20 protein-coding genes are annotated in these 22,836 nt (G+C 44.6%); 10 read left to right on the top strand and 10 right to left on the bottom strand.

Annotation, left to right across the window (positions count from 1 at the left end; genetic code table 11):
* Positions 1–77: 77 nt before the first annotated feature.
* From lpdA to ampD, 5 genes are all read right to left on the bottom strand, one after another.
* Positions 78–1,505, bottom strand: a complete 1,428-nt coding sequence (gene lpdA / locus J4N40_RS03230; protein ID WP_005379993.1) for a dihydrolipoyl dehydrogenase — start codon at positions 1,503–1,505, stop codon at positions 78–80.
* 267 nt (positions 1,506–1,772) lie between these two features.
* On the bottom strand, positions 1,773–3,704 hold the full coding sequence (aceF, locus tag J4N40_RS03225; protein WP_250654366.1) for a pyruvate dehydrogenase complex dihydrolipoyllysine-residue acetyltransferase: 1,932 nt from the start codon (positions 3,702–3,704) through the stop codon (positions 1,773–1,775).
* 19 nt (positions 3,705–3,723) lie between these two features.
* On the bottom strand, positions 3,724–6,387 hold the full coding sequence (gene aceE / locus J4N40_RS03220; RefSeq protein ID WP_005386612.1) for a pyruvate dehydrogenase (acetyl-transferring), homodimeric type: 2,664 nt from the start codon (positions 6,385–6,387) through the stop codon (positions 3,724–3,726).
* Positions 6,388–6,435: 48 nt separating this feature from the next.
* Complete coding sequence (gene pdhR / locus J4N40_RS03215; RefSeq protein ID WP_005379989.1) at positions 6,436–7,203, bottom strand: pyruvate dehydrogenase complex transcriptional repressor PdhR; 768 nt, start codon at positions 7,201–7,203, stop codon at positions 6,436–6,438.
* A gap of 405 nt (positions 7,204–7,608) precedes the next feature.
* A complete protein-coding gene (gene ampD, locus J4N40_RS03210; RefSeq protein ID WP_042521337.1) occupies positions 7,609–8,160 on the bottom strand; it encodes a 1,6-anhydro-N-acetylmuramyl-L-alanine amidase AmpD in 552 nt (183 codons plus the stop codon).
* A gap of 92 nt (positions 8,161–8,252) precedes the next feature.
* Between ampD and nadC the strand changes: the two genes are divergently transcribed.
* The 8 genes from nadC (at position 8,253) to yacG (ending at position 15,440) form a co-directional block, all read left to right on the top strand.
* The gene (gene nadC / locus J4N40_RS03205) at positions 8,253–9,140 is read left to right on the top strand and encodes a carboxylating nicotinate-nucleotide diphosphorylase (RefSeq protein ID WP_115386280.1); all 888 of its coding nucleotides are present in this window, start codon (positions 8,253–8,255) and stop codon (positions 9,138–9,140) included.
* Between the two features lie 263 nt (positions 9,141–9,403).
* Positions 9,404–9,838, top strand: a complete 435-nt coding sequence (locus tag J4N40_RS03195; protein WP_029803401.1) for a type IV pilin protein — start codon at positions 9,404–9,406, stop codon at positions 9,836–9,838.
* A complete protein-coding gene (gene pilB / locus J4N40_RS03190; RefSeq protein ID WP_115386281.1) occupies positions 9,838–11,523 on the top strand; it encodes a type IV-A pilus assembly ATPase PilB in 1,686 nt (561 codons plus the stop codon). Before J4N40_RS03195 ends, pilB begins: the two co-directional genes overlap by 1 nt.
* Positions 11,524–11,546: 23 nt before the next feature.
* On the top strand, positions 11,547–12,770 hold the full coding sequence (locus J4N40_RS03185; RefSeq protein ID WP_017635918.1) for a type II secretion system F family protein: 1,224 nt from the start codon (positions 11,547–11,549) through the stop codon (positions 12,768–12,770).
* Between the two features lie 64 nt (positions 12,771–12,834).
* Positions 12,835–13,704 (top strand): prepilin peptidase, encoded by an 870-nt coding sequence (locus tag J4N40_RS03180; protein WP_025768182.1) that lies wholly within the window; start codon positions 12,835–12,837, stop codon positions 13,702–13,704.
* Positions 13,705–14,319: a dephospho-CoA kinase gene (gene coaE / locus J4N40_RS03175; RefSeq protein WP_017635920.1), complete on the top strand. Its 615-nt coding sequence runs from the start codon at positions 13,705–13,707 to the stop codon at positions 14,317–14,319. It begins immediately after the preceding gene.
* A gap of 27 nt (positions 14,320–14,346) precedes the next feature.
* Complete coding sequence (zapD, locus tag J4N40_RS03170; protein ID WP_005373086.1) at positions 14,347–15,087, top strand: cell division protein ZapD; 741 nt, start codon at positions 14,347–14,349, stop codon at positions 15,085–15,087.
* A 158-nt stretch (positions 15,088–15,245) separates the two neighbouring features.
* A complete protein-coding gene (gene yacG / locus J4N40_RS03165) occupies positions 15,246–15,440 on the top strand; it encodes a DNA gyrase inhibitor YacG (RefSeq protein ID WP_017635922.1) in 195 nt (64 codons plus the stop codon).
* Positions 15,441–16,778: 1,338 nt separating this feature from the next.
* On the opposite strand, the gene rplS is transcribed toward yacG, so the two are convergent.
* The 5 genes from rplS to ffh all read right to left on the bottom strand — a co-directional run bounded on the left by rplS (position 16,779) and on the right by ffh (position 20,381).
* A complete protein-coding gene (rplS, locus tag J4N40_RS03160; protein WP_005379971.1) occupies positions 16,779–17,132 on the bottom strand; it encodes a 50S ribosomal protein L19 in 354 nt (117 codons plus the stop codon).
* A 41-nt stretch (positions 17,133–17,173) separates the two neighbouring features.
* Positions 17,174–17,935: a tRNA (guanosine(37)-N1)-methyltransferase TrmD gene (gene trmD / locus J4N40_RS03155; RefSeq protein WP_115386283.1), complete on the bottom strand. Its 762-nt coding sequence runs from the start codon at positions 17,933–17,935 to the stop codon at positions 17,174–17,176.
* Between the two features lie 27 nt (positions 17,936–17,962).
* On the bottom strand, positions 17,963–18,511 hold the full coding sequence (gene rimM / locus J4N40_RS03150; RefSeq protein WP_005379964.1) for a ribosome maturation factor RimM: 549 nt from the start codon (positions 18,509–18,511) through the stop codon (positions 17,963–17,965).
* A 29-nt stretch (positions 18,512–18,540) separates the two neighbouring features.
* A complete protein-coding gene (gene rpsP, locus J4N40_RS03145) occupies positions 18,541–18,789 on the bottom strand; it encodes a 30S ribosomal protein S16 (RefSeq protein ID WP_005379962.1) in 249 nt (82 codons plus the stop codon).
* 209 nt (positions 18,790–18,998) lie between these two features.
* Positions 18,999–20,381 carry a signal recognition particle protein gene (ffh, locus tag J4N40_RS03140; protein ID WP_005385423.1) on the bottom strand — a complete coding sequence of 461 codons (1,383 nt, stop codon included), beginning with the start codon at positions 20,379–20,381 and terminating at the stop codon, positions 18,999–19,001.
* A 224-nt stretch (positions 20,382–20,605) separates the two neighbouring features.
* Between ffh and J4N40_RS03135 the strand changes: the two genes are divergently transcribed.
* A complete protein-coding gene (locus tag J4N40_RS03135) occupies positions 20,606–21,400 on the top strand; it encodes a cytochrome C assembly family protein (protein ID WP_005379950.1) in 795 nt (264 codons plus the stop codon).
* A gap of 124 nt (positions 21,401–21,524) precedes the next feature.
* Positions 21,525–22,805, top strand: a complete 1,281-nt coding sequence (locus tag J4N40_RS03130) for an HlyC/CorC family transporter (RefSeq protein ID WP_005379948.1) — start codon at positions 21,525–21,527, stop codon at positions 22,803–22,805.
* The last annotated feature ends 31 nt before the right edge of the window (positions 22,806–22,836 follow it).

The raw sequence follows: 22,836 nt of genomic DNA, 5'->3' as shown, positions 1-22,836 counted from the left end.
CACATTTATATTTCTATATAACAAGCATAAAAAAACCGCTGCACTGCAGCGGCTTCTATCATTCAGTCAGAAAAAGCTTACTTCTTCTTAACTGCTTTTTTGTTTGGCAGGTCAGTGATTGAACCTTCAAATACTTCAGCAGCTAGACCTACAGACTCGTGTAGAGTTGGGTGAGCGTGGATAGTCAGAGCGATATCTTCTGCATCACAGCCCATCTCAATTGCAAGGCCGATTTCACCAAGTAGTTCACCACCGTTAGTACCAACGATAGCACCACCGATTACGCGGTGAGTTTCTTTGTCGAAGATTAGCTTAGTCATACCGTCTGCGCAGTCAGATGCGATTGCACGACCTGATGCTGCCCATGGGAATGTTGCTACTTCGTACTTGATGCCTTCTTCTTTCGCTTCTTTTTCAGTCTTACCAACCCAAGCCACTTCTGGCTCAGTGTACGCAATTGAAGGGATAACTTTAGGGTCGAAGTAGTGCTTCTTACCAGAGATAACTTCAGCAGCTACGTGACCTTCATGCACACCTTTGTGAGCAAGCATTGGTTGACCAACGATATCACCGATCGCGAAGATGTGAGGAACGTTAGTACGCATTTGCTTATCAACGTTGATGAAGCCGCGCTCGTCAATTTCTAGACCCGCTTTTTCACCGTCGATTAGCTTACCATTTGGTACACGACCGATAGCAACTAGAACCGCATCGTAACGCTCAGCTTCAGCTGGTGCTTTCTTGCCTTCCATTGAAACGTAGATACCGTCTTCTTTTGCTTCAACTGCTGTTACTTTCGTTTCTAGCATTAGCTTGAACTTGTCTTTGATACGCTTAGTAAATACTTTAACGATATCTTTGTCTGCTGCAGGAATTACCTGGTCAAACATTTCAACAACTTCAACTTTAGAACCTAGAGAGTGGTAAACCGTACCCATTTCTAGACCGATGATACCACCGCCCATGATAAGCAGTTTTTCTGGCACTTCTTTTAGTTCAAGAGCGTCAGTAGAGTCCCAAATACGTGGGTCTTCATGCGGGATAAATGGCAGTTTGATTGGACGAGAACCAGCCGCAACGATTGCGTTGTCAAAGTTAACAACTGTTGGCTCACCTTCGCCTTCTACAAGGATAGAGTTAGGGCCAGTGAACTTACCGTAACCGTTAACTACTGTTACGTTACGCATCTTAGCCATACCGCTTAGGCCGCCAGTTAGTTGGTTAACAACTTTTTCTTTCCAGATGCGGATTTTGCTGATGTCTGTTTGAGGCTCACCGAACACAACGCCGTGGTCAGCCATCGCTTTCGCTTCTTCAATTACTTTAGAAACGTGAAGCAGTGCTTTAGATGGGATACAACCCACGTTCAGACATACACCGCCAAGCGTGCTGTAACGTTCAACTAGTACAGTTTCAAGACCTAAGTCCGCACAACGGAATGCAGCGGAGTAACCAGCAGGACCAGAACCAAGTACAACAACTTGGGCTTTAATTTCTTTGCTCATTTTGACCTCTTGTAGTCATTATCCCTAACAGGCTGAGTGGGTATCGATTTTTTATGTTTAAGAGAGATTTGTTTTAAACAGTTATTTTCAGACCGCTAACAGTTTACAGAGATGTTAATGGTGTGAAAAGTAAATCAATTTAGCCTGTGAGCTAGACAACAATTCGATTGTGAAAACCCTGAACGAAGCAAGGCTGATAACCAAATTGTCGGTAATTATGATTAGCAGAGGCGGCTAAGTTGCCGCCTCTCATTCATCTAATTTCTATTACAGAACTAGACGACGAATGTCAGATAGACATGAGTTTAGGTAAGTGATGAAGCGCGCACCTTCAGCACCATCGATCACACGGTGGTCGTATGATAGAGACAGTGGAAGTTGTAGACGCGGTTCGAACTCTTTACCGTTCCATACCGGTTTCATTTCTGACTTAGACACACCTAGGATACCAACTTCTGGTGCGTTTACGATTGGAGTAAACGCCGTACCGCCGATACCGCCTAGGCTAGAGATAGTGAAACAGCCACCTTGCATGTCAGCCGCAGTTAGCTTACCTGCACGTGCTTTCTTAGAAACCGCCATTAGCTCTTCAGATAGCTCGTAGATGCCTTTCTTGTTCACGTCTTTAAATACAGGAACAACTAGACCGTTTGGTGTATCTACCGCGATACCAACATTCACGTATTTCTTCAGAATTAGGCTCTCACCGTCTTCTGATAGAGAAGAGTTGAACGCTGGGAACGCTTCAAGCGCTTTAGCTACCGCTTTCATGATGAACACAAGTGGTGTGATCTTCATTCCAGTGTCTTTCTTCGCTTCAATCGCGTTTTGCTCTTTACGGAATGCTTCAAGAGCCGTGATGTCTGCGTTATCCCACTGTGTAACGTGCGGGATCATTACCCAGTTACGGTGTAGGTTTGCGCCAGAGATCTTCTTAATGCGAGATAGCGGTTGAACTTCTGTCTCACCAAACTTGCTGAAGTCCACTTTTGGCCATGGTAGTAGACCAAGAGCTGCGCCGTCGCCTTTGCCAGATGCTGCTGCACCTGCGCCAGACTCAAGACGCTTAAGTGCATCTTTCACGTAAGCTTGAACGTCTTCTTTTAGGATACGGCTCTTACGACCAGAACCTTTAACCTTAGAAAGATTAACGCCAAATTCACGCGCTAGACGACGAACAACTGGAGACGCGTGAGCGTACTCATCGTTTTCTTTGAAATCGCCAGTCGCTGCTGGAGCTGCTGCCGCTGGAGCTTCTGCTTTAGGAGCTGGAGCTGCAGGTGCTGCCGCTTGAGCTGGAGCTGCTGCAGGAGCAGGTGCTGCGCCCGCCACTTCGAATACCATGATTAGTGAGCCAGTAGACACTTTGTCGCCAGCTGCAATCTTGATTTCTTTAACTGTGCCAGCGAATGGTGCAGGAACTTCCATAGAAGCTTTGTCACCTTCAACAGTGATTAGAGATTGCTCTTCTTCCACTGTGTCGCCAACCGCAACCATGATCTCAGTAACTTCAACTTCGTCGCCGCCGATATCTGGAACGTTCACTTCTTTTGCCGCAGACGCTGCTGGAGCTGCTGCCGCAGGAGCTTCAGCTGCCGCTGGTGCTGGTGCTGCTGGAGCTTCAGCTGCCGCTGGTGCTGGTGCTGCTGGAGCGCCTGAACCTGCTGTTTCGAATACCATGATAAGTGAGCCAGTCGATACTTTATCGCCTGCTGCAACTTTGATCTCTTTTAGAGTACCTGCGAATGGCGCTGGAACTTCCATAGAAGCTTTGTCGCCTTCAACTGTTAGAAGAGATTGCTCTTCTTCGATGCTGTCGCCAACGGCAACCATGATTTCAGTAACTTCTACTTCATCACCACCGATGTCTGGTACGTGAACTTCTTTTAGTTCTGCCGCTGCTGCTGGAGCTGGAGCTGCTGCTGGAGCTGCTTCTGCCGCAGGAGCAGGTGCAGCGTCAGCTGCACCCTCGGCTTCGAAAATCATGATTAGAGAACCAGTAGAAACCTTGTCGCCTTCTGCAACTTTGATTTCTTTAACGATACCCGCTTGAGAAGCAGGAACTTCCATAGAAGCTTTATCGCCTTCAACTGTGATCAGAGATTGCTCTTCTTCAACCTTGTCGCCAACGCTTACAAGAATCTCAGTAACTTCAACCTCATCCGCACCGATGTCTGGTACATTAATTTCGATTGCCATTTCTTATCTACCTTCTTAATTAAGCGTATAGCGGGTTTGTTTTCTCTGTGTCGATGTCGAATTTCTTAATTGCTTCTGCAACTACAGATTTCTCAACTTCGCCACGTTTCGCTAGTTCAGTTAGCGCTGCTACTACTACGTAACCTGCGTTCACTTCGAAGTGACGACGTAGGTTTTCACGGCTGTCTGAACGACCGAAGCCATCAGTACCAAGAACTTTGAAAGACTCAGCAGGAATGTATGCACGAACCTGCTCTGCGTAGTTCTTCATGTAGTCAGTTGCTGCGATAGCAGGTTCAGTACCCATTACTGTTTGGATGTAAGGTACTTTCGCTTCCGCTTCTGGGTGAAGCATGTTGAAACGCTCTGCATCTTGGCCATCGCGAGTTAGTTCGTTGAATGACGTTACAGAGTAAACATCAGAAGCAACACCGTAATCTTCGCTTAGGATTTGAGCTGCTTTACGTACTTCATTCATGATAGTACCAGAGCTCATTAGCTGAACTTTCGCTTTGTCGCCCGTGTAAGTTTCTAGCTTGTAGATACCTTTACGGATGCCTTCTTCAGCGCCTTCTGGCATTGCTGGCATTGCGTAGTTTTCGTTCATTAGCGTTAGGTAGTAGAACACGTTTTCTTGTTCTGGACCGTACATGCGACGGATACCGTCTTGCATGATTACTGCTACTTCGTACGCGAATGTTGGGTCGTAAGAAATACAGTTAGGAACCGTACCCGCCAAAATGTGCGAGTGGCCGTCTTCGTGCTGTAGACCTTCACCATTCAACGTTGTACGACCCGCAGTTGCACCTAGTAGGAAACCACGTGCTTGTTGGTCACCAGCCATCCACGCCATGTCGCCAACACGTTGGAAGCCGAACATTGAGTAGTAGATGTAGAACGGGATCATTGGTAGGTCGTTTGTCGAGTATGAAGTCGCAGCAGCAACCCATGAAGACATAGCACCTAGCTCGTTGATACCTTCTTGTAGAACCTGACCTGAAGTCGCTTCTTTGTAGTAAGAAACAACGCCACGGTCTTCTGGTGTGTAAGTTTGACCGTGCGGGTTGTAGATACCGATTTGACGGAACAGACCTTCCATACCGAATGTACGTGCTTCGTCAGCAATGATAGGAACGATGTTCTTACCAATGTTCTTGTTCTTAAGTAGAACGTTTAGCGCACGTACGAATGCCATAGTAGAAGAGATATCACGCTTCTGTTCTTCTAGTAGTGGCTTGAATTCTTCTAGCTCAGGAACGATGAATTCTTGAGTGAATTTTGGTAGACGCTGTGGCGTGTAGCCGTGTAGCGCTTTACGACGAGCGTGTAGGTATTCGTACTCTTTTGAACCTTCTTCAAGTTTCAGGTACGGAAGTTCTTTCACTGCTTCGTCAGTTAGGATGTCTTGAAGACCTAGACGGTCACGTAGGTGTAGTACGTGAGTCATGTCCATCTTCTTAACTTGGTGCGCGATGTTCTTACCTTCAGCCGCTTCACCCATGCCGTAACCTTTAACAGTCTTAGCTAGGATTACTGTTGGACGACCTTTAGTTTCTGCCGCGTTTTTGTATGCCGCGTATAGCTTAGAAGACTCGTGACCACCACGCTTAAGTGCGAAGATTTCGTCATCAGTCATGTCAGCAACAAGTGCAGCTGTCTCTGGGTACTTACCAAAGAAGTGCTCACGTACGTACGCGCCATCTTTTGATTTGAATGTTTGGTAGTCGCCGTCGATCGTTTCATTCATAAGCTGTAGAAGCTTACCAGTCGTATCTTTAGCTAGTAGTGAATCCCAGTTGTTACCCCAGATTACCTTCACTACGTTCCAACCAGCACCTTTGAACAGACCTTCAAGTTCTTGAATGATCTTACCGTTACCCATTACAGGGCCATCTAGACGCTGTAGGTTACAGTTGATTAGGAAGCATAGGTTGTCTAGTTTCTCACGCGCAGCGAAAGAGATAGCACCACGTGATTCTGGCTCATCCATCTCACCGTCACCTAGGAACGCGTAAACGCGCTGCTCTGAAGTATCTTTAAGACCACGGCCTTCTAGGTACTTAAGGAAACGAGCTTGGTAGATAGAAGCGATTGGACCTAGACCCATCGATACTGTCGGGAACTGCCAGAATTCAGGCATCAATTTAGGGTGCGGGTATGAAGGAATACCTTTGCCGTCTACTTCTTGACGGAAGTTGTCTAGCTGCTCTTCAGTTAGACGACCTTCAACGAATGCACGTGAGTAGATACCTGGTGAAATGTGACCTTGGTAGTAAACTAGGTCGCCACCATCCTTCTCGTTTGGTGCACGGAAGAAGTGGTTGAAACATGTCTCGTAGAACGCAGCAGAAGACTGGAAAGACGCCATGTGGCCGCCTAGCTCTAGGTCTTTCTTAGATGCACGTAGAACGATCATGATAGCGTTCCAACGAATAATTGAGCGAATACGACGCTCAAGTGTTGTGTCACCTGGGTATGCTGGTTCTTGGTCTGCAGGAATCGTGTTGATGTAGTTAGTTGTGATACCTGTTGGCATATCAACACCGTCTAGACGTGCTTTATCTAGAACTTGCTCTAATAGGAATTGAGCACGCTCTAGACCTTCTTCACGTACAACTGACTCAAGCGCTTGTAGCCATTCTTGAGTTTCCAGTGCATCTACGTCATGCTTCATATCAGACATGGCGATCTATCCTTCTGTTGGTTGGATCTACTTATTTAAGTAACGCTCTTACGAGTCATTACCCTGCTGAATTCGACGTAGAGAACGCTCTCGTCGAGACTCTTCTCGAGTCAAATCCAACAATGTTTCTTCGATGTAAGCCAAGTGCGAGTGGGACATTTCTCGCGCCTTTTCAGGCTGACCAGAAACAATCGCATCCACGATATTGGCTCGGTGTTTACTGACTTTCTCGACCGCTTCTGGGCGGCGACGTAGTAATTTAAAATTTTGTAGAATATTTTGCTCAAGCAAAGGTGCTAAGCTTCGAACAATGTGCAACAAAACCACGTTGTGCGCGGCTTCTGTCAAAGCGATCAAAAATTGCATTACTTCCGCAGATTCAGCTTCGATATCGTTGTTTGCTTGCTCTTGGCTAATGCGCTCAAGGCAACCTTGAATACGCGCAAAATCTTCTTCGGTACCACGTAAAGCTGCAAAGTAGGCTGAAATTCCTTCCATCGCATGACGAGACTCAAGCACATCAAGCTGGGTTTCAGAATGACTAGACAACAAATTCAACAAGGGATCTGAAAAGCTCTTCCAGATATTCTCACTTACGAATGTTCCGCCACCTTGGCGACGAGTCAACAAACGCTTCGCTTCCAAGCGTTGAATGGCTTCTCGGACTGAAGGACGAGACACATCGAACTGTTTTGCCAGTTCACGCTCTGGAGGCAGTTGTTGCCCCGGAGACAATGTTCCTTCCACTATCAACCTTTCTAACTCTTGTTCTATAACATCAGAGAGTTTTGGCTGACGAATCCTTTGATAAGCCATAATTTATTGTTCTTCTACTCTTGCAGGTAATTGGTAATACCAATTTTAAGTTGGTGCAGAAATTAACATAATTAAAACGCCACTGTCCAGCCGAAAATTGACCTAAATCATAGAACGAGCTTACTTCCAACACTCTGATAACAATCGACTGTTAAAACAGCAATAGAATTGGTATGACCAATTACATAAAGCATACAAATGGGAAGTCGACGTGCTAGCAGTTTTGGAAAAGAAACACAGAAAATGACAAAATTATCAGTCTATTTATTCACCAAAACGGCATGTACGAGCGTAAAAGTGTAGTTAACTTTTAACAATCATTAATATTTCTGGTATCAAAAAAAGGCATACCTGATCGTATGCCTTATTTATTTCGCTTTTTTGAATTTACACTTTCGCTACAAATCAACGCTGTATAAGCAGTCTATATTTCACCCAATCAAAGCTTAGACCAGGATCGCTTTTTCTCAAGGGCGCAATATATTGATGACCGGTAATTCGTGGCGGGGTGATTTGAGGATAAGACTGCATAATCACCTCAGTAATCTCTGCAAGTGATTGATATTGCGCTTCTGTGTAGGCAGTAAATTCTGTCCCTTCAAGCTCGATACCAATGGAATAGTCATTACAACGCTCCCTGCCCGCGAAACTGGATTGACCGGCATGCCATGCTCTATCAAGAAAAGAAACAAATTGAACAACCTCGCCGTTTCTTTTAATCAAGCAATGTGCAGAAACGCCCATTTTGTGAATAACTTCAAAAAATGGATGTTCATTTGGGTCTAGCTTGCCAGTGAAGAAGTCCTCTATATATGGTCCACCAAACTGCCCAGGAGGCAAACTGATGTTGTGTACCACCAGCAGAGAGATGTCGTTTATATCAGAGCGGGCATCAAAAAATGGTGACGGAACATGCTTTGCCTGTGTCAGCCAGCCATTCTCGATAATTGGGCGCATATCAACCTCTCTACTTTGCAAATTAACTGCTGAAATTATTGACACCGGAGAGTATCATTCGTTGCCATCTCCCTTTCAAGACAAGATTTGCGATGAAGAACACACACAACATTCAAGAACGCCTAGAATACCTTAAACAACAACTCCCTTTAGAGATCACTCGCTCTGTCGCTGATACCTTAAAAGAAGATCTAGGTGGCAGTGTCGACGTAGATAACGACATTACTGCATCTTTGATCCCTGCCGAGGCGGTTAATACCGCAACGATTATTACTCGTGAGCATGGTGTGTTCTGTGGTCAAGCATGGGCTGATGAAGTTTTTAAACAGCTCGGTGGCAAGGTCAGTATTGAATGGCACGTAAAGGACGGCGATAAAGTCGAGCCTAACCAAACCCTTTGCACGCTGACAGGCCCTGCTCGTGACTTGTTAACTGGTGAGCGTAACGCAATGAACTTCATCCAAACGCTGTCTGGCTGCGCAACAGTTACCGCAGAGTACGCTGAAAAAATCGCGCATACTGAGTGTCGTCTACTCGACACACGTAAAACCATTCCTGGTCTGCGTAGCGCACTAAAATACGCCGTGACGTGTGGTGGTGGCTTTAACCATCGCATCGGCGTGTTCGACGCTTACCTCATTAAAGAAAACCACATTATTGCTTGTGGTGGCATCACCCAAGCCATCCAAAAAGCGAAAGAGCTTAACCCAAGCAAACCGGTAGAAGTAGAAACGGAAAGCTTAGAAGAGTTGAAGCAAGCGATAGAGGCTGGTGCCGACATCATCATGCTCGATAACTTCACAAAAGAAATGATGCGTGAAGCCGTAGCGATTAACGCAGGTCGTGCCGCTTTAGAGAACTCCGGCAACATTACGCTAGAGACCATCGCAGAATACGCAGAAACCGGTGTCGATTACATTTCGGTAGGCGCGTTGACTAAGCATTTAAAAGCGATGGATCTTTCGATGCGCTTCAAATAATAAAAGCAACAAATCTGAAATTACTTCAACTAACTCAGTGAGTTGTGAGTAATTCATCATTTAAAAGGGCCAATTGGCCCTTTCTTTTTATCCACTAAAAAAATAGTACTACTCGCAAAACTCTGCATGCGAGATGCAACTTTTCACCAAAGAGTTTTATCTCACTCGAGAGCCCATCCCTTCCCCATTTTCAACCTTTATGAAGTCTCCATAATCCTTCGCTAATGCAAGGGCATTATTTATTTCATTAAGAAGGAAAGAAAATGAAACACAGTAAACAGAAAAAACAGCAAGGCTTTACGTTAATTGAATTGATGATTGTGGTAGCAATTATTGGTGTGTTATCAGCAGTCGCAATCCCTGCATATAAAGACTATGTCGCAAAGTCAGCTGTAACCTCTGCTGTGGGTACTTTAAAGTCATTACTTACTAATGCTGATTTATATACTCAGAACAACACCACAGCTACTTCCGACTTAGGAGACATCGGTGGGAACGCTACTATGAACGCCCTTGGCAATATTACCGCATCAATTGAAGGTGCTGGAGCAGCCTCAAACGCAAAATCTACACTCAAATTTGTATTTAATACTGGCAATGCTGCAGCAGGTGACATCGAATATGCTAGGACACCAAACACACCCTGGGGCTGTACAAATAATACTAACCCAAAAGTATCTATTGATAGCTGCCCATAATGCAAACCAACCTCTCCACGATTCTTCGTCAAAAAGGACTATTGGCTTTTTCCCAAGAAGAATCGTTGCTTGAGCAAGTCAAAGCTTCTGGCATTTCGATGCCGGAAGCTTTGCTCAGTTCAGGGTTATTTACATCACGCGAACTCACTGAACATTTAAATTCTATTTTTGGATTAAATCAGCCCGAGTTATCTCAGTACGAGTACGCCTCGCTTTGTCAGCAACTTGGCCTTAGGGAATTAATCACACGGCATAACGCACTCCCACTCCAGCGTACACCTTCAACGTTATTATTAGCCGTTGCCGACCCCACGAACCAACAAGCAGAAGACGATTTCCGCTTTGCCACTGGTTTACAGATTGAATTGGTGTTGGCGGATTTTCGTCAACTCAGCGCGGCAATTCGACGCTTATATGGTCGTTCATTGAGTCATGAGAAGTCCGGGTTAAAAGAGATCAACCAAGAAGAGTTAGCCAATCTGGTTGATGTGGGCGCAGATGAAATCGACAACATTGAAGACTTGAGCCAAGATGAGTCTCCTGTTAGCCGTTACATCAACCAAATTCTGTTGGACGCTGTGCGCAAAGGCGCATCCGATATCCACTTTGAGCCTTATGAAAAGATGTACCGTGTGCGCCTACGCTGTGATGGCATCTTAATTGAAACACAGCAGCCACCAAGCCACTTAAGTCGCCGCTTATCCGCTCGTATCAAAATCCTCTCTAAACTTGATATTGCAGAGCGACGTTTACCACAAGATGGGCGTATTAAGCTCAAGTTGAATCAAGACACCGCAATTGATATGCGTGTATCCACGCTACCGACTCTATTCGGAGAGAAAATTGTACTACGACTGCTCGACAGCAGCTCTGCGTCATTGGATATCGACAAGCTTGGTTATAGCGAACAACAAAAACAATTGTACTTGGATGCGCTGCGTCGCCCACAAGGCATGATTCTGATGACAGGCCCAACCGGGAGCGGAAAAACCGTTTCTCTGTACACTGGGCTGAGTATCCTCAATAAGCCAGAAATCAACATTTCCACGGCAGAAGACCCAGTAGAAATTAACTTATCGGGCATTAACCAAGTTCAAGTTCAGCCTAAGATTGGTTTTGGTTTTGCCGAAGCCCTGCGCTCTTTCTTACGTCAAGACCCGGATGTGGTAATGGTCGGTGAGATTCGTGACTTAGACACCGCCGAAATCGCTATAAAAGCATCGCAAACCGGTCACTTAGTACTTTCAACCTTACATACCAATTCTGCGGCTGAAACGGTTATTCGTTTATCAAACATGGGCGTAGAAAGCTTTAACTTGGCCTCATCTCTTAATTTGATTATTGCCCAGCGCTTGGCCCGTAAACTGTGCTCGCACTGTAAACAATCACAAGAGCTTACCGTTCAGCTACAACATCTTGGAATTCAAGCAAGCGACAACATTTTTAAAGCCAATCCCGATGGATGTAATGAGTGTACCCATGGTTATTCCGGCCGAACGGGAATTTATGAAGTGATGCGCTTTGATGAATTTCTTTCCGAAGCGCTTATTAAAGGCGCCTCAGTACATGAACTAGAAAAACTCGCCATCGCAAATGGTATGAGCACGTTACAAATGTCGGGCATAGAAAAACTCAAACAAGGGATCACAAGTTTTAGTGAACTACAGCGCGTACTTTATTTTTAATCCTTTAATCAGCAGTCACCTCTATGAAAAGCACTACACCACAACTTAAAAACTTCCGCTGGAAAGGCATCAACAGTTCTGGCAAAAAGACGTCTGGACAAACCCTCGCGATGACAGAAATTGAAGTACGCGAGCGTCTAGACGCACAGCACATCAAGATCAAGAAGTTAAAGAAAAGCAGTATCTCGTTTCTCACTAAACTCAGCCATCGCGTGAAAGGCAGAGACATCACGGTGTTTACCCGTCAGATTTCGACGATGTTGATAACCGGTGTACCCTTAGTTCAGGCTTTAAAATTGGTCTCAGAAAATCATAAAAAAGCAGAGATGAAATCCATTTTGATGAGCGTGACACGCGCCGTTGAAGCGGGGACGCCCATGTCAAAAGCCATGCGCACTGCAAGTGAACACTTTGACCCACTCTATACCGATCTTATCGCCACAGGTGAGCAATCCGGTAACTTAGCAGAAGTGTTCGAGCGCTTAGCCACCTACCGAGAAAAAAATGAACAACTCCGTGCGAAAGTGATCAAAGCACTGATTTACCCAGCGATGGTAGTGCTAGTAGCGTTAGGCGTGTCGTTTATCATGCTCACCAAAGTCATTCCCGAGTTTGAAAAAATGTTTGTTGGTTTTGGTGCTGACTTACCGTGGTTTACCAGGCAAGTATTAGATCTTTCCGCCTGGACACAAAACTGGAGTCCGTTTATCGCACTAGGCTCCATTAGTTTATTCATTTCGGCGAGAATCCTCTCTAAGCGTTCAGATTCTTTTCGCTTAATGCTCAACCGCTCTGTGCTTAAATTTCCTGTCCTGGGCCCTGTATTATCAAAAGCCGCTATCGCCAAATTTAGTCGAACACTCGCCACAAGCTTTACAGCGGGCATTCCAATTCTAACCAGTTTAAAAACTACATCAAAAACATCAGGAAACTTGCACTATCAACTCGCCATAGAAGAAGTTTACCGTGATACCGCCGCAGGTATGCCAATGTATGTAGCCATGCGCAACTGTAATGTGTTCCCTGAATTGGTGTTACAAATGGTTATGATCGGTGAAGAGTCTGGTCGACTTGACGATATGCTCAATAAAGTTGCAACAATCTACGAGTTTGAAGTCGACAACACCGTCGACAACCTTAGTAAAATTCTAGAGCCACTAATTATCGTTTTTTTAGGTATCGTTGTTGGCGGATTAGTGACAGCAATGTACTTGCCAATCTTTAACTTAATGAGTGTATTGGGCTAGAATGAGCTGTTAACTCCTTTAAAACAGCATCTTGCTGATTTCACTCATCGCTCAAGAGACAAATATGGAAGTATTCCAGTACTACCCTTGGCTATTCGTTGTGTTTGCCACCATCTTCGGTCTTATCGTGGGTAGCTTCCTCAATGTGGTTATTTATCGACTACCTAAAATCATGGAACTAGAATGGCGACGCGAATGTGCCGAGTCATTTCCTGAATACAAAATAGAACCTCCTAAAGAAGTGCTGACCTTGAGCGTCCCACGCTCCTCCTGCCAGAAATGCGCAACACCGATACGTATTCGCGACAACATTCCTGTGATTAGCTGGCTGCTTTTAAAAGGCAAATGTCACAACTGTCAGACAACCATTAGCACACGCTATCCACTGATTGAACTGCTCACTGCATTCTGCTCAGGCTTTGTCGCTTACCACTTTGGTTTTAGTTACTTTACCGTTGCACTACTCTTTTTCACTTTTATCTTAATCGCTGCAACATTTATCGATCTCGATACTATGTTGTTACCTGACCAATTAACATTACCATTAACTTGGGCTGGCATTGCCTTAGCATTAGTCGAAATAAGTCCTGTTACTCTACAAGATTCTGTCATTGGTGCTATTGCTGGTTACCTATGTCTCTGGTCCGTTTACTGGGGCTTTAAGCTACTTACTGGTAAAGAAGGAATGGGATATGGTGATTTTAAACTACTAGCAGCACTAGGGGCTTGGCTGGGCTGGCAGTCACTGCCGATGATCATTCTACTTTCTTCTGTGGTTGGCATCGTATTTGGCATCATTCAACTACGCTTGCAAAAGCAGGGAATTGAAAAAGCTTTCCCTTTCGGTCCTTACTTAGCAATTGCTGGTTGGATAAGCTTAATTTGGGGCGAGCAGATTTTAAACTGGTACTTTACTTCAGTTCTAGGAGTGTAAATGGCTTTGGTTATTGGTTTAACAGGTGGTATCGCTAGTGGAAAAACAACCGTCGCGAATCTGTTCAAACAACAATTTAAAATCGATATCGTTGATGCCGACATTGTAGCAAGAGAAGTTGTCGAACCAGGTACTCCCGGCCTAAACGCGATTATTGAACACTTTGGTCACGATATCGTTCGTGAAGACCAAACTTTAGATCGCGCAAAGCTGAGAGAAAAAATCTTTTCGAATTCAGATGAAAAAGCATGGCTCAACGCACTGTTGCACCCGATAATTCGTGAAAAGATGATCGAAGATTTGCAGCAAGTCACTTCAGAGTATGCGTTACTTGTGGTGCCGTTGCTCGTAGAAAACAAGCTAGATAGTTTGTGTGATCGCGTTCTTGTCGTCGATGTAGAACCGAATACACAGATATCTCGCACGATGAAACGAGACAATGTGAGTGAAGATCAAGTTCGCGCCATCCTTGCCTCTCAAGCATCAAGAGAGCAAAGGCTCGCGCTTGCAGACGATGTGGTTAAGAATAATCCAAGTGACCCTGATCTTTTGCTTCAAATCACAGATTTGCACGAAAAGTACCTAGCCATGTGTAAGAAAAATCTGCGAAAATAGGAACGAAACTCACAAAGGCTTATGTCGATGACCACGCACAAATTTGAACATCCGTTAAATGAGAAAACTCGTATTTATCTAAGAGTGGAGTCTCTGCTGCGTCAGGCTCACTTGGCCTCTGGGTTTAGCGAAAATCATCAGTATCAACTGTTTTTCCGTGCGTTATTCGATATGGTTGAGATCTTCGAACAGATCCAGTTGAAAAGTGAACTGGCTAAAGATCTTGAGAAGCAACGGCTGTCGTACCGCCATTGGCTAAATGTTGATGGCGTCGATCAAGACGCATTAAATACCCTACTACAAGAGATAGATGTCGTTCATAGCCAACTGATGGGTGCAGAACGTTTTGGCCAAGCATTAAAAGAAGATCGCTTCCTAAGCTCTATCCGTCAACGCTTTAATCTACCGGGTGGTTCATGCTGTTTTGATCTGCCAGCATTACACTACTGGCTTCATCTACCTATTGAACGTAAAAAGCGTGATGCACAACAGTGGCAAGCAAGCTTAAAGCCCTTATCTGATGCGCTTTCGTTATGGTTAAAGCTCACTAGAGAGACCGGACATTTCAAAGCTCAAATCGGTCGTGCAGGTTTCTTCCAAAGTGACGCTGATGAAGCCAACATTCTAAGACTTCACATCCCAATGGAATATGGCGTGTATCCTATGATTTCAGGCCATAAAAACCGCTTTGCGATCAAGTTCATGTCGTTTGAAAACGGTCAAGCGTGCACACAAGATATTGAATTTGAACTTGCTGTGTGCAGCTAAGACGACACTTAGCCTCGCCTCCATAATCTAAAATTCAACGCTTTATTGCGCTTATATTTGATAAAATTTCGTAGCAGCAATAGCGCGTTGAATAAGCCATCTTTAATTCGTTTAGGTATACTACCCTTTAACACCAATTAGTAATGGGACGCTCAACTATGTCTAAAGTTACCATCGTTCAATGTCCACAATGTGGCGCCGACGTAGAATGGGGAGAACAAAGTCCTCATCGCCCTTTCTGCAGTAAACAATGCCAAATGATTGATTTTGGTGAATGGGCAGATGAAGAAAACACCATCCCAGGCGCACCCGATATGTCCGATAGTGATGGCTGGTCTGAAGACCAGTATTAAATTGAGACCTAGGGTAAAGGAATACCCTAGGTTCCTTCTTGGGGAACCTGAATCACGCTCCGTCGTCGCTGTCCAGAATGACGAATTTGAACCTCGGTGCTATATAATCTTTGACCATCATTTTCCGTCATTCCGAGTAGCCATAGCGACATCAGGAATCTACTCACAGTAAGGATGAAGCTAACAACTTAAACACTTGCATGCTCGACTAGTAGATTCTGAATCACGCTCCTTCGTCGCTGTCCAGAATGACGAATTTTAACCACGGTACTCTATAATCTTTGACCATCATTTCCTGTCATTCCGAGGAGCCATAGCGGCATCAGGAATCTACGCATAGCAAGGATGAAGCTAACAACGTAAACAATTGCATGCTCGACTAGTAGATTCTGAATCACGCTCCTTCGTCGCTGTCCAGAATGACGAATTTTAACCACGGTACTCTGTAATCTTTGACCATCATTTCCTGTCATTCCGAGGAGCCATAGCGACATTAAGAATCTACTAACAGCAAGGATGAAGCTAACAACTTAAACACTTACATTCTCAACTAGTAGATTCTGAATCACGCTCCTTCGTCGCTGTCCAGAATGACGAATTTTAACCACGGTACTCTGTAATCTTTGACCATCATTACCTGTCATTCCGAGGAGCCATAGCGGCATCAGGAATCTACGCATAGCAAGGATGAAGCTAACAACGTAAACAATTGCATGCTCGACTAGTAGATTCTGAATCACGCTCCTTCGTCGCTGTCCAGAATGACGAATTTTAACCACGGTACTCTGTAATCTTTGACCATCATTTCCTGTCATTCCGAGGAGCCATAGCGACATTAAGAATCTACTAACAGCAAGGATGAAGCTAACAACTTAAACACTTACATTCTCAACTAGTAGATTCTGAATCACGCTCCTTCGTCGCTGTCCAGAATGACGAATTTTAACCACGGTACTCTGTAATCTTTGACCATCATTACCTGTCATTCCGAGGAGCCATAGCGACATTAAGAATCTACTAACAGCAAGGATGAAGCTAACAACTTAAACACTTACATTCTCAACTAGTAGATTCTGAATCACGCTCCTTCGTCGCTATCCAGAATGACGAATTTTAACCACAGTACCCAGTAATATTTGATCATTGTTTCCCGTCATTCCGAGGAGCCATAGCGACATCAGGAATCTATTCACAACAAGACAGAGGCGTGGAGTGTACGTCAGTGCATGAGCATCGACAGTGCAGGTCGGGTGAAAAGAAACGAGCAAGCTAATTACACAAATAAAAAAACGGAGCCCTAAAAGGACTCCGTTTAAGATGAGAACGCTAGTTATAGCATTACTTCTTAGCAAGTTTCTCTTTGATACGAGCAGACTTACCAGAACGCTCACGTAGGTAGTACAACTTGGCACGACGTACTGCACCACGGCGTTTAACTTCGATGCTATCAACGATTGGAGAGTGTGTTTGGAACGTACGCTCAACACCTTCACCGTTAGAGATCTTACGTACAGTGAAAGCAGAGTGTAGACCACGGTTACGGATTGCGATTACAACGCCTTCGAAAGCCTGTAGACGCTCACGGTCACCTTCTTTTACCTTAACTTGAACTACAACAGTGTCACCTGGTGCAAATTTAGGTAGGTCTGATTTCATTTGCTCTTCTTCAAGAGCTTTGATGATGTTACTCATTTTTTAAATTCCTAGAATAAACTGATACTAAATAAATTAGGTTACTTTGCGTTATGTTCTTTAATGGCTTTATGCTCATTAACAAACTCAGCAAGTAATTGTTCCTGTTCGTCAGTCAGAGCTAGGTTTTCCAGGAGCTCTGGTCTTCTTAGCCAAGTACGGCCCAACGACTGCTTGAGTCGCCATTGACGAATGTCCTTGTGATTGCCTGACATCAGTACAGCTGGTACCTCTTTGTCATCCAATACTTCTGGACGCGTATAGTGAGGGCAATCTAACAAGCCATTTGCAAAAGAGTCTTCTTCTGCTGACGCGAAATCCCCTAGTACACCCGGAACAAACCGAGAGACAGAGTCGATTAACGTCATGGCTGGTATCTCACCACCCGTCATCACAAAATCACCAATCGACCATTCTTCGTCGACTTCAGATTGAATGATGCGCTCATCTACCCCTTCATAACGACCACAAATCAGAAGCAAGTTCTCATTCGTTGCCAGTTCTTCCACTCCTTTCTGGTCGAGCTTGCGACCTTGAGGAGAAAGGTAGATGACTTTCGTCTTGCCCGGTGAGGCTGCTTTCGCGGTATAAATGGCATCGCGCAAAGGCTGAACCATCATTAACATACCAGGGCCACCACCGTAAGGTCGGTCATCGACTGTGCGATGTTTGTCGTGAGTGAAATCTCTAGGATTCCAAGTCTCAATCGACAAAAGACCTTTTTTAACCGCTTGACCTGTTACTCCAAAATCAGTAACAGAACGGAACATTTCTGGAAAAAGGCTAATAACGCCAACCCACATGTTTATCTCGCTCTGTAATTTTGGAGATTAGAATCCAGGATCCCAGTCAACTTCGATCCGTTGAGCTTCGCGATCAACATTAATGATCACTTGCTCTTCAAGGAACGGGATTAATCGTTCCTTCTGCCCGAAAGCATCTTTAAGATTTGCTTTAACAACCAGAACATCGTTTGAGCCAGTTTCTAGCATGTCAGTAACGACACCTAGATCGTAACCTTTAGTAGTTACAACTTGCATCCCAAACAATTCGCGCCAGTAGAACTCATCTTCTGACAATTCAGGAAGTACCGCAGGGTCAATAGCAATTTCAAAGTTCGTCATTAGATGCGCGTCTTCACGAACATCCATGCCTTCCAGCTTAGCCACCATACCTTTGTTATGGCGCTTCCAGCTTTCTACTTTGTACTCAACCCACTTGCCCTTTTGGTTAATGTACCAAGGGCTGTAATCGAAAATGCTTTCAGCATTGTCTGTGTAGGAAAAAACTTTAAGCCAACCACGAATGCCGTAAGTAGCACCAAACTTGCCTACAACAATCTTTTCGTTGCTCATTGTTTCTTTACCTTTCATCGACATAAACTAGTTTCTACTTTTCAAGTAAAAAATTAAGCCGCTTTTTGAGCGTCTTTAACTAGCTTAGCAACACGGTCAGATACTGACGCGCCTTGACCAACCCAGTGGTTAACGCGGTCTAGGTCTAGACGTAGACCTTCTTCTTGACCTTTAGCAGTTGGGTTGAAGAAACCAACTTTCTCGATGAAACGGCCAGTTGCAGCGTTGCGGCTGTCCGCTACTACGATTTGATAAAATGGACGCTTTTTAGCGCCGTGACGTGCCAAACGAATGGTTACCATGTCGTCCTCTTTGCTTTCTCAAAAATAAAATTAACCCCAAAAACCATTCAAGAAATTAAACAGTTTGGGGTCTCGTGCCAAAATAAAGCTCCGGAATTTTACTCTTCTCCCGGAGCAATGCAAGGAGTTTAGTTACTTTTTCACCAACATAAATTGAATTTAAAGTTTGTGACGTACCTAACACCCTGAATCTATGCGTGATCGATTAATTAACGACCAAATGGGTTGAAGCCACCGCCACCACCCATGCCGCCCATCATGCCTTGCATGTTGCGCATCATGCCTTTCATGCCACCTTTTTGCATCTTTTTCATCATTTTCTGCATTTGGGTGAACTGTTTTAGTAAGCGGTTTACATCTTGAACCTGCACACCAGAACCAGCCGCGATACGCTTCTTGCGCGAGCCCTTGATAATTTCTGGGCGTTGACGTTCTTTCATTGTCATGGAGCTGATGATCGCTTCCATCTGTTTGAACATCTTGTCATCGACTTTGTCTTTTACATTGTCTGGTAGCTGGGACATTCCTGGAAGCTTATCCATCATCCCCATCATGCCGCCCATGTTTTGCATCTGGCCTAGCTGTTCACGGAAATCTTCAAGGTCGAAACCTTTCTTCTCTTTGAACTTCTTCGCTAACTTTTCTGCCTTTTCTTGGTCAACGTTGCGTTGTAGGTCTTCAATCAAAGACAAAACGTCACCCATGCCAAGAATACGTGAAGCAACACGATCTGGGTGGAACGGTTCTAGCGCGTCAGTTTTTTCACCGACACCCAAGAATTTGATTGGCTTGCCCGTGACATGGCGTACTGAAAGTGCCGCACCACCACGAGCATCACCATCAACCTTAGTTAGAACTACACCGGTAAGAGGTAGCGCATCGCCAAAGGCTTTTGCTGTATTTGCTGCGTCTTGACCCGTCATGGCGTCAACAACAAATAGCGTTTCTACTGGGTTGATAGCTGCGTGAAGATCTTTGATCTCCCCCATCATCTCTTCATCAATTGCCAAACGACCTGCGGTATCGACAATCAATACGTCGTAGAATTTTTTCTTCGCATGGTCAATCGCTGCATTGGCGATATCAATAGGCTTTTGGTCTGGTGATGATGGGAAGAAGTCAACACCGATGTCTGATGCCAGTGTTTCAAGCTGCTTGATTGCCGCAGGACGGTAAACGTCGGCAGACACAACCAAAACTTTCTTCTTGTCACGTTCTTTTAGAAGCTTAGATAACTTACCTACCGATGTGGTTTTACCCGCACCTTGTAGACCAGCCATAAGAAGCACAGCAGGTGGTTGAGCAGCAAGGTTTAGCGCCTCATTCGACTCACCCATTACGGCTTCAAGTTCTGTTTGAACGATCTTGATAAATTCCTGACCTGGAGTCAGAGATTTAGAAACTTCTACGCCCACCGCTTTTTCTTTAACGCGGTTCACAAATTCACGAACGACCGGAAGCGCAACGTCAGCTTCAAGTAGAGCCATTCGGACTTCACGTAGGGTTTCTTTAATGTTGTCTTCGGTCAGACGACCTTTACCACTGATATTTTTCAGCGTTTTGGATAATCGATCCGTTAAATTCTCAAACATCTTTGTCTCTTCGCTAAAATGGCGATTAATTAGTGTGAGTATACATTAGCCAAGGTCTGAGTCATACCCGTACCGCTGTCCTATTCTTGTCTCTATTTATATATGGTGCGGTAACTTATTAATTTCAATATCTCATCTCTCACGATTGATGTCGGATATAACGTAGCCCCAAAGTGTAATGCAAGGTATAATTTCTCCATCGTGCACAATAATATTTAGGATTCATGGATAGCTTAATAGCCATCGCGGCCGCCATACTTTATGTCTTGGCGATTGCGACCATCATACCCGGACTCTCACAACAGTCAGGAATCAAAGCAAAAACAGTGTTTGCTAGTGCTGCCTGTGCGCTTGTTTTTCATGCGTGGATTTTGAGTGATCTGATCTTTGATGGTTCAGGTCAAAACCTGAGTATTCTCAACGTGGCTTCTTTGATCAGTTTTATTATTTCTCTGGTCATGAGCCTTGCTATGTTGAAAAACCGACTGTGGTTTTTATTGCCTGTCGTTTATAGCTTTGCTGCCATCAATTTATCTGCTGCCACATTTTTGCCAAGCACGTTTATAAAGCACCTAGAGAATGACCCTAAGCTACTCATTCATATTTCATTTGCGCTCTTCTCATACGCGACTTTAACTATCGGGGCACTATATGCGCTTCAGTTGGCTTGGCTGGATCACAAACTGAAAGCAAAAAAATCTTTGGCGATTAACCCAAACCTGCCGCCTCTATTAATGGTGGAGCGTCAACTCTTCAAAATTATTTTGATCGGTAACTTATTGTTAACTGCCACGCTCATTACTGGCTTTGTCTTTGTGCAGGATATGTTTGCCCAAGGTAAGGCACATAAGGGCATTCTTTCTTTCATCGCTTGGGTGGTGTACTCAATACTGCTTTGGGGTCACTATCAAAAAGGCTGGCGTGGTAGAAAAGTCACATGGTTCGCTGTTGCAGGAGCAACACTGTTAACTCTGGCATATTTTGGCAGTCGCTTTGTAAAAGAAATCATCTTGAATTAAGGAGCTCTAGGGCTCCTATCCTTTATATTTTAGGCTAGATAAAATACAGTACGCCTTAACTCTTTGACTTAACGGACTTACTCAACCGTTATATAACCCAATACTTACAAGGAACAGCAACGTTTTGGACGACATCTCTACGGGTATCTTGTTTGCGCTACTCGCGTGTCTTATCGTCATATCAGGTTACTTTTCCGGTTCAGAAACAGGGATGATGTCTCTGAATCGTTATCGCTTAAAACACTTAGCCAAAAACGGGCATAAGGGTGCTAAGCGAGTCGAAAGACTATTAGACCGTCCAGATCGTTTGATTGGTCTTATTCTTATCGGCAACAACCTCGTTAATATTCTCGCGTCCGCGATCGCGACCATTATTGGTATGCGTTTGTATGGTGATTTAGGTGTCGCTATCGCAACCGGTGCACTAACTATGGTTGTATTGGTTTTTGCCGAGGTTACCCCTAAAACAATTGCAGCGCTTTACCCTGAACGTGTGTCCTACGCGAGCAGTATATTATTGACCATACTGATGAAGTTACTGTCGCCTTTAGTGATGCTTGTTAACTTTATTACGAATGGCTTTATCCGCTTACTTGGTGTAAGAGCGGATCACTCAGCAGAAGATCATCTTAGCTCCGATGAGCTGCGTACGGTAGTAAATGAAGCTGGCGGTTTGATCCCTCGCCGACACCAAGACATGCTGGTGTCTATTTTGGATCTTGAGCACGTCACCGTGAACGACATTATGGTCCCACGCAATGAAATTACTGGTATCGATATTAACGACGACTGGAAATCCATTGTTCGTCAACTAACCCACTCACCACATGGGCGCATAGTTTTCTATCGTGACCAAATTGATGAAGTGGTTGGCATGCTGCGCTTGCGTGAAGCTTATCGTCTGATGTTGGAAAAGAACGAATTCAACAAAGAAACGCTATTACGTGCTGCTGATGAGGTCTATTACATCCCAGAAGGCACACCACTGAACGTGCAAATGTTGAAATTCCAACGCAACAAGCAACGTATCGGTCTGATCGTGGATGAGTACGGTGATATCATCGGTCTAATTACTCTTGAAGATATTCTGGAAGAGATCATTGGTGAGTTCACGACGTCAATTTCTCCAAGCCTCTCTGATGAAATCAGTCCTCAAGGTGACGGAAGCTTTCTTATTGAAGGCAGCACCAATATCCGAGATATTAACAAAGGCCTGAAATGGGATTTACCAACGGATGGCCCAAGAACGTTAAACGGTCTTATTTTGGAGCACCTGGAAGATATTCCTGAGAGCCATCTAAGTGTGAGAGTAGCGGGTCACCCAATGGAACTTGTTGAGATTGAAGAGAACCGAATCAAGCTCGTTCGTGTTTATCCGAAGAAGAAAAAATCGACATCCAAATAACCAAAAGAAAAGCCTGACTCATGTCAGGCTT

It is taken from the genome of Vibrio sp. SCSIO 43097 (assembly GCF_023650755.1).
Taxonomy (GTDB): domain Bacteria; phylum Pseudomonadota; class Gammaproteobacteria; order Enterobacterales; family Vibrionaceae; genus Vibrio; species Vibrio alginolyticus.
This window is presented reverse-complemented; position numbering and strand designations above follow the sequence as displayed.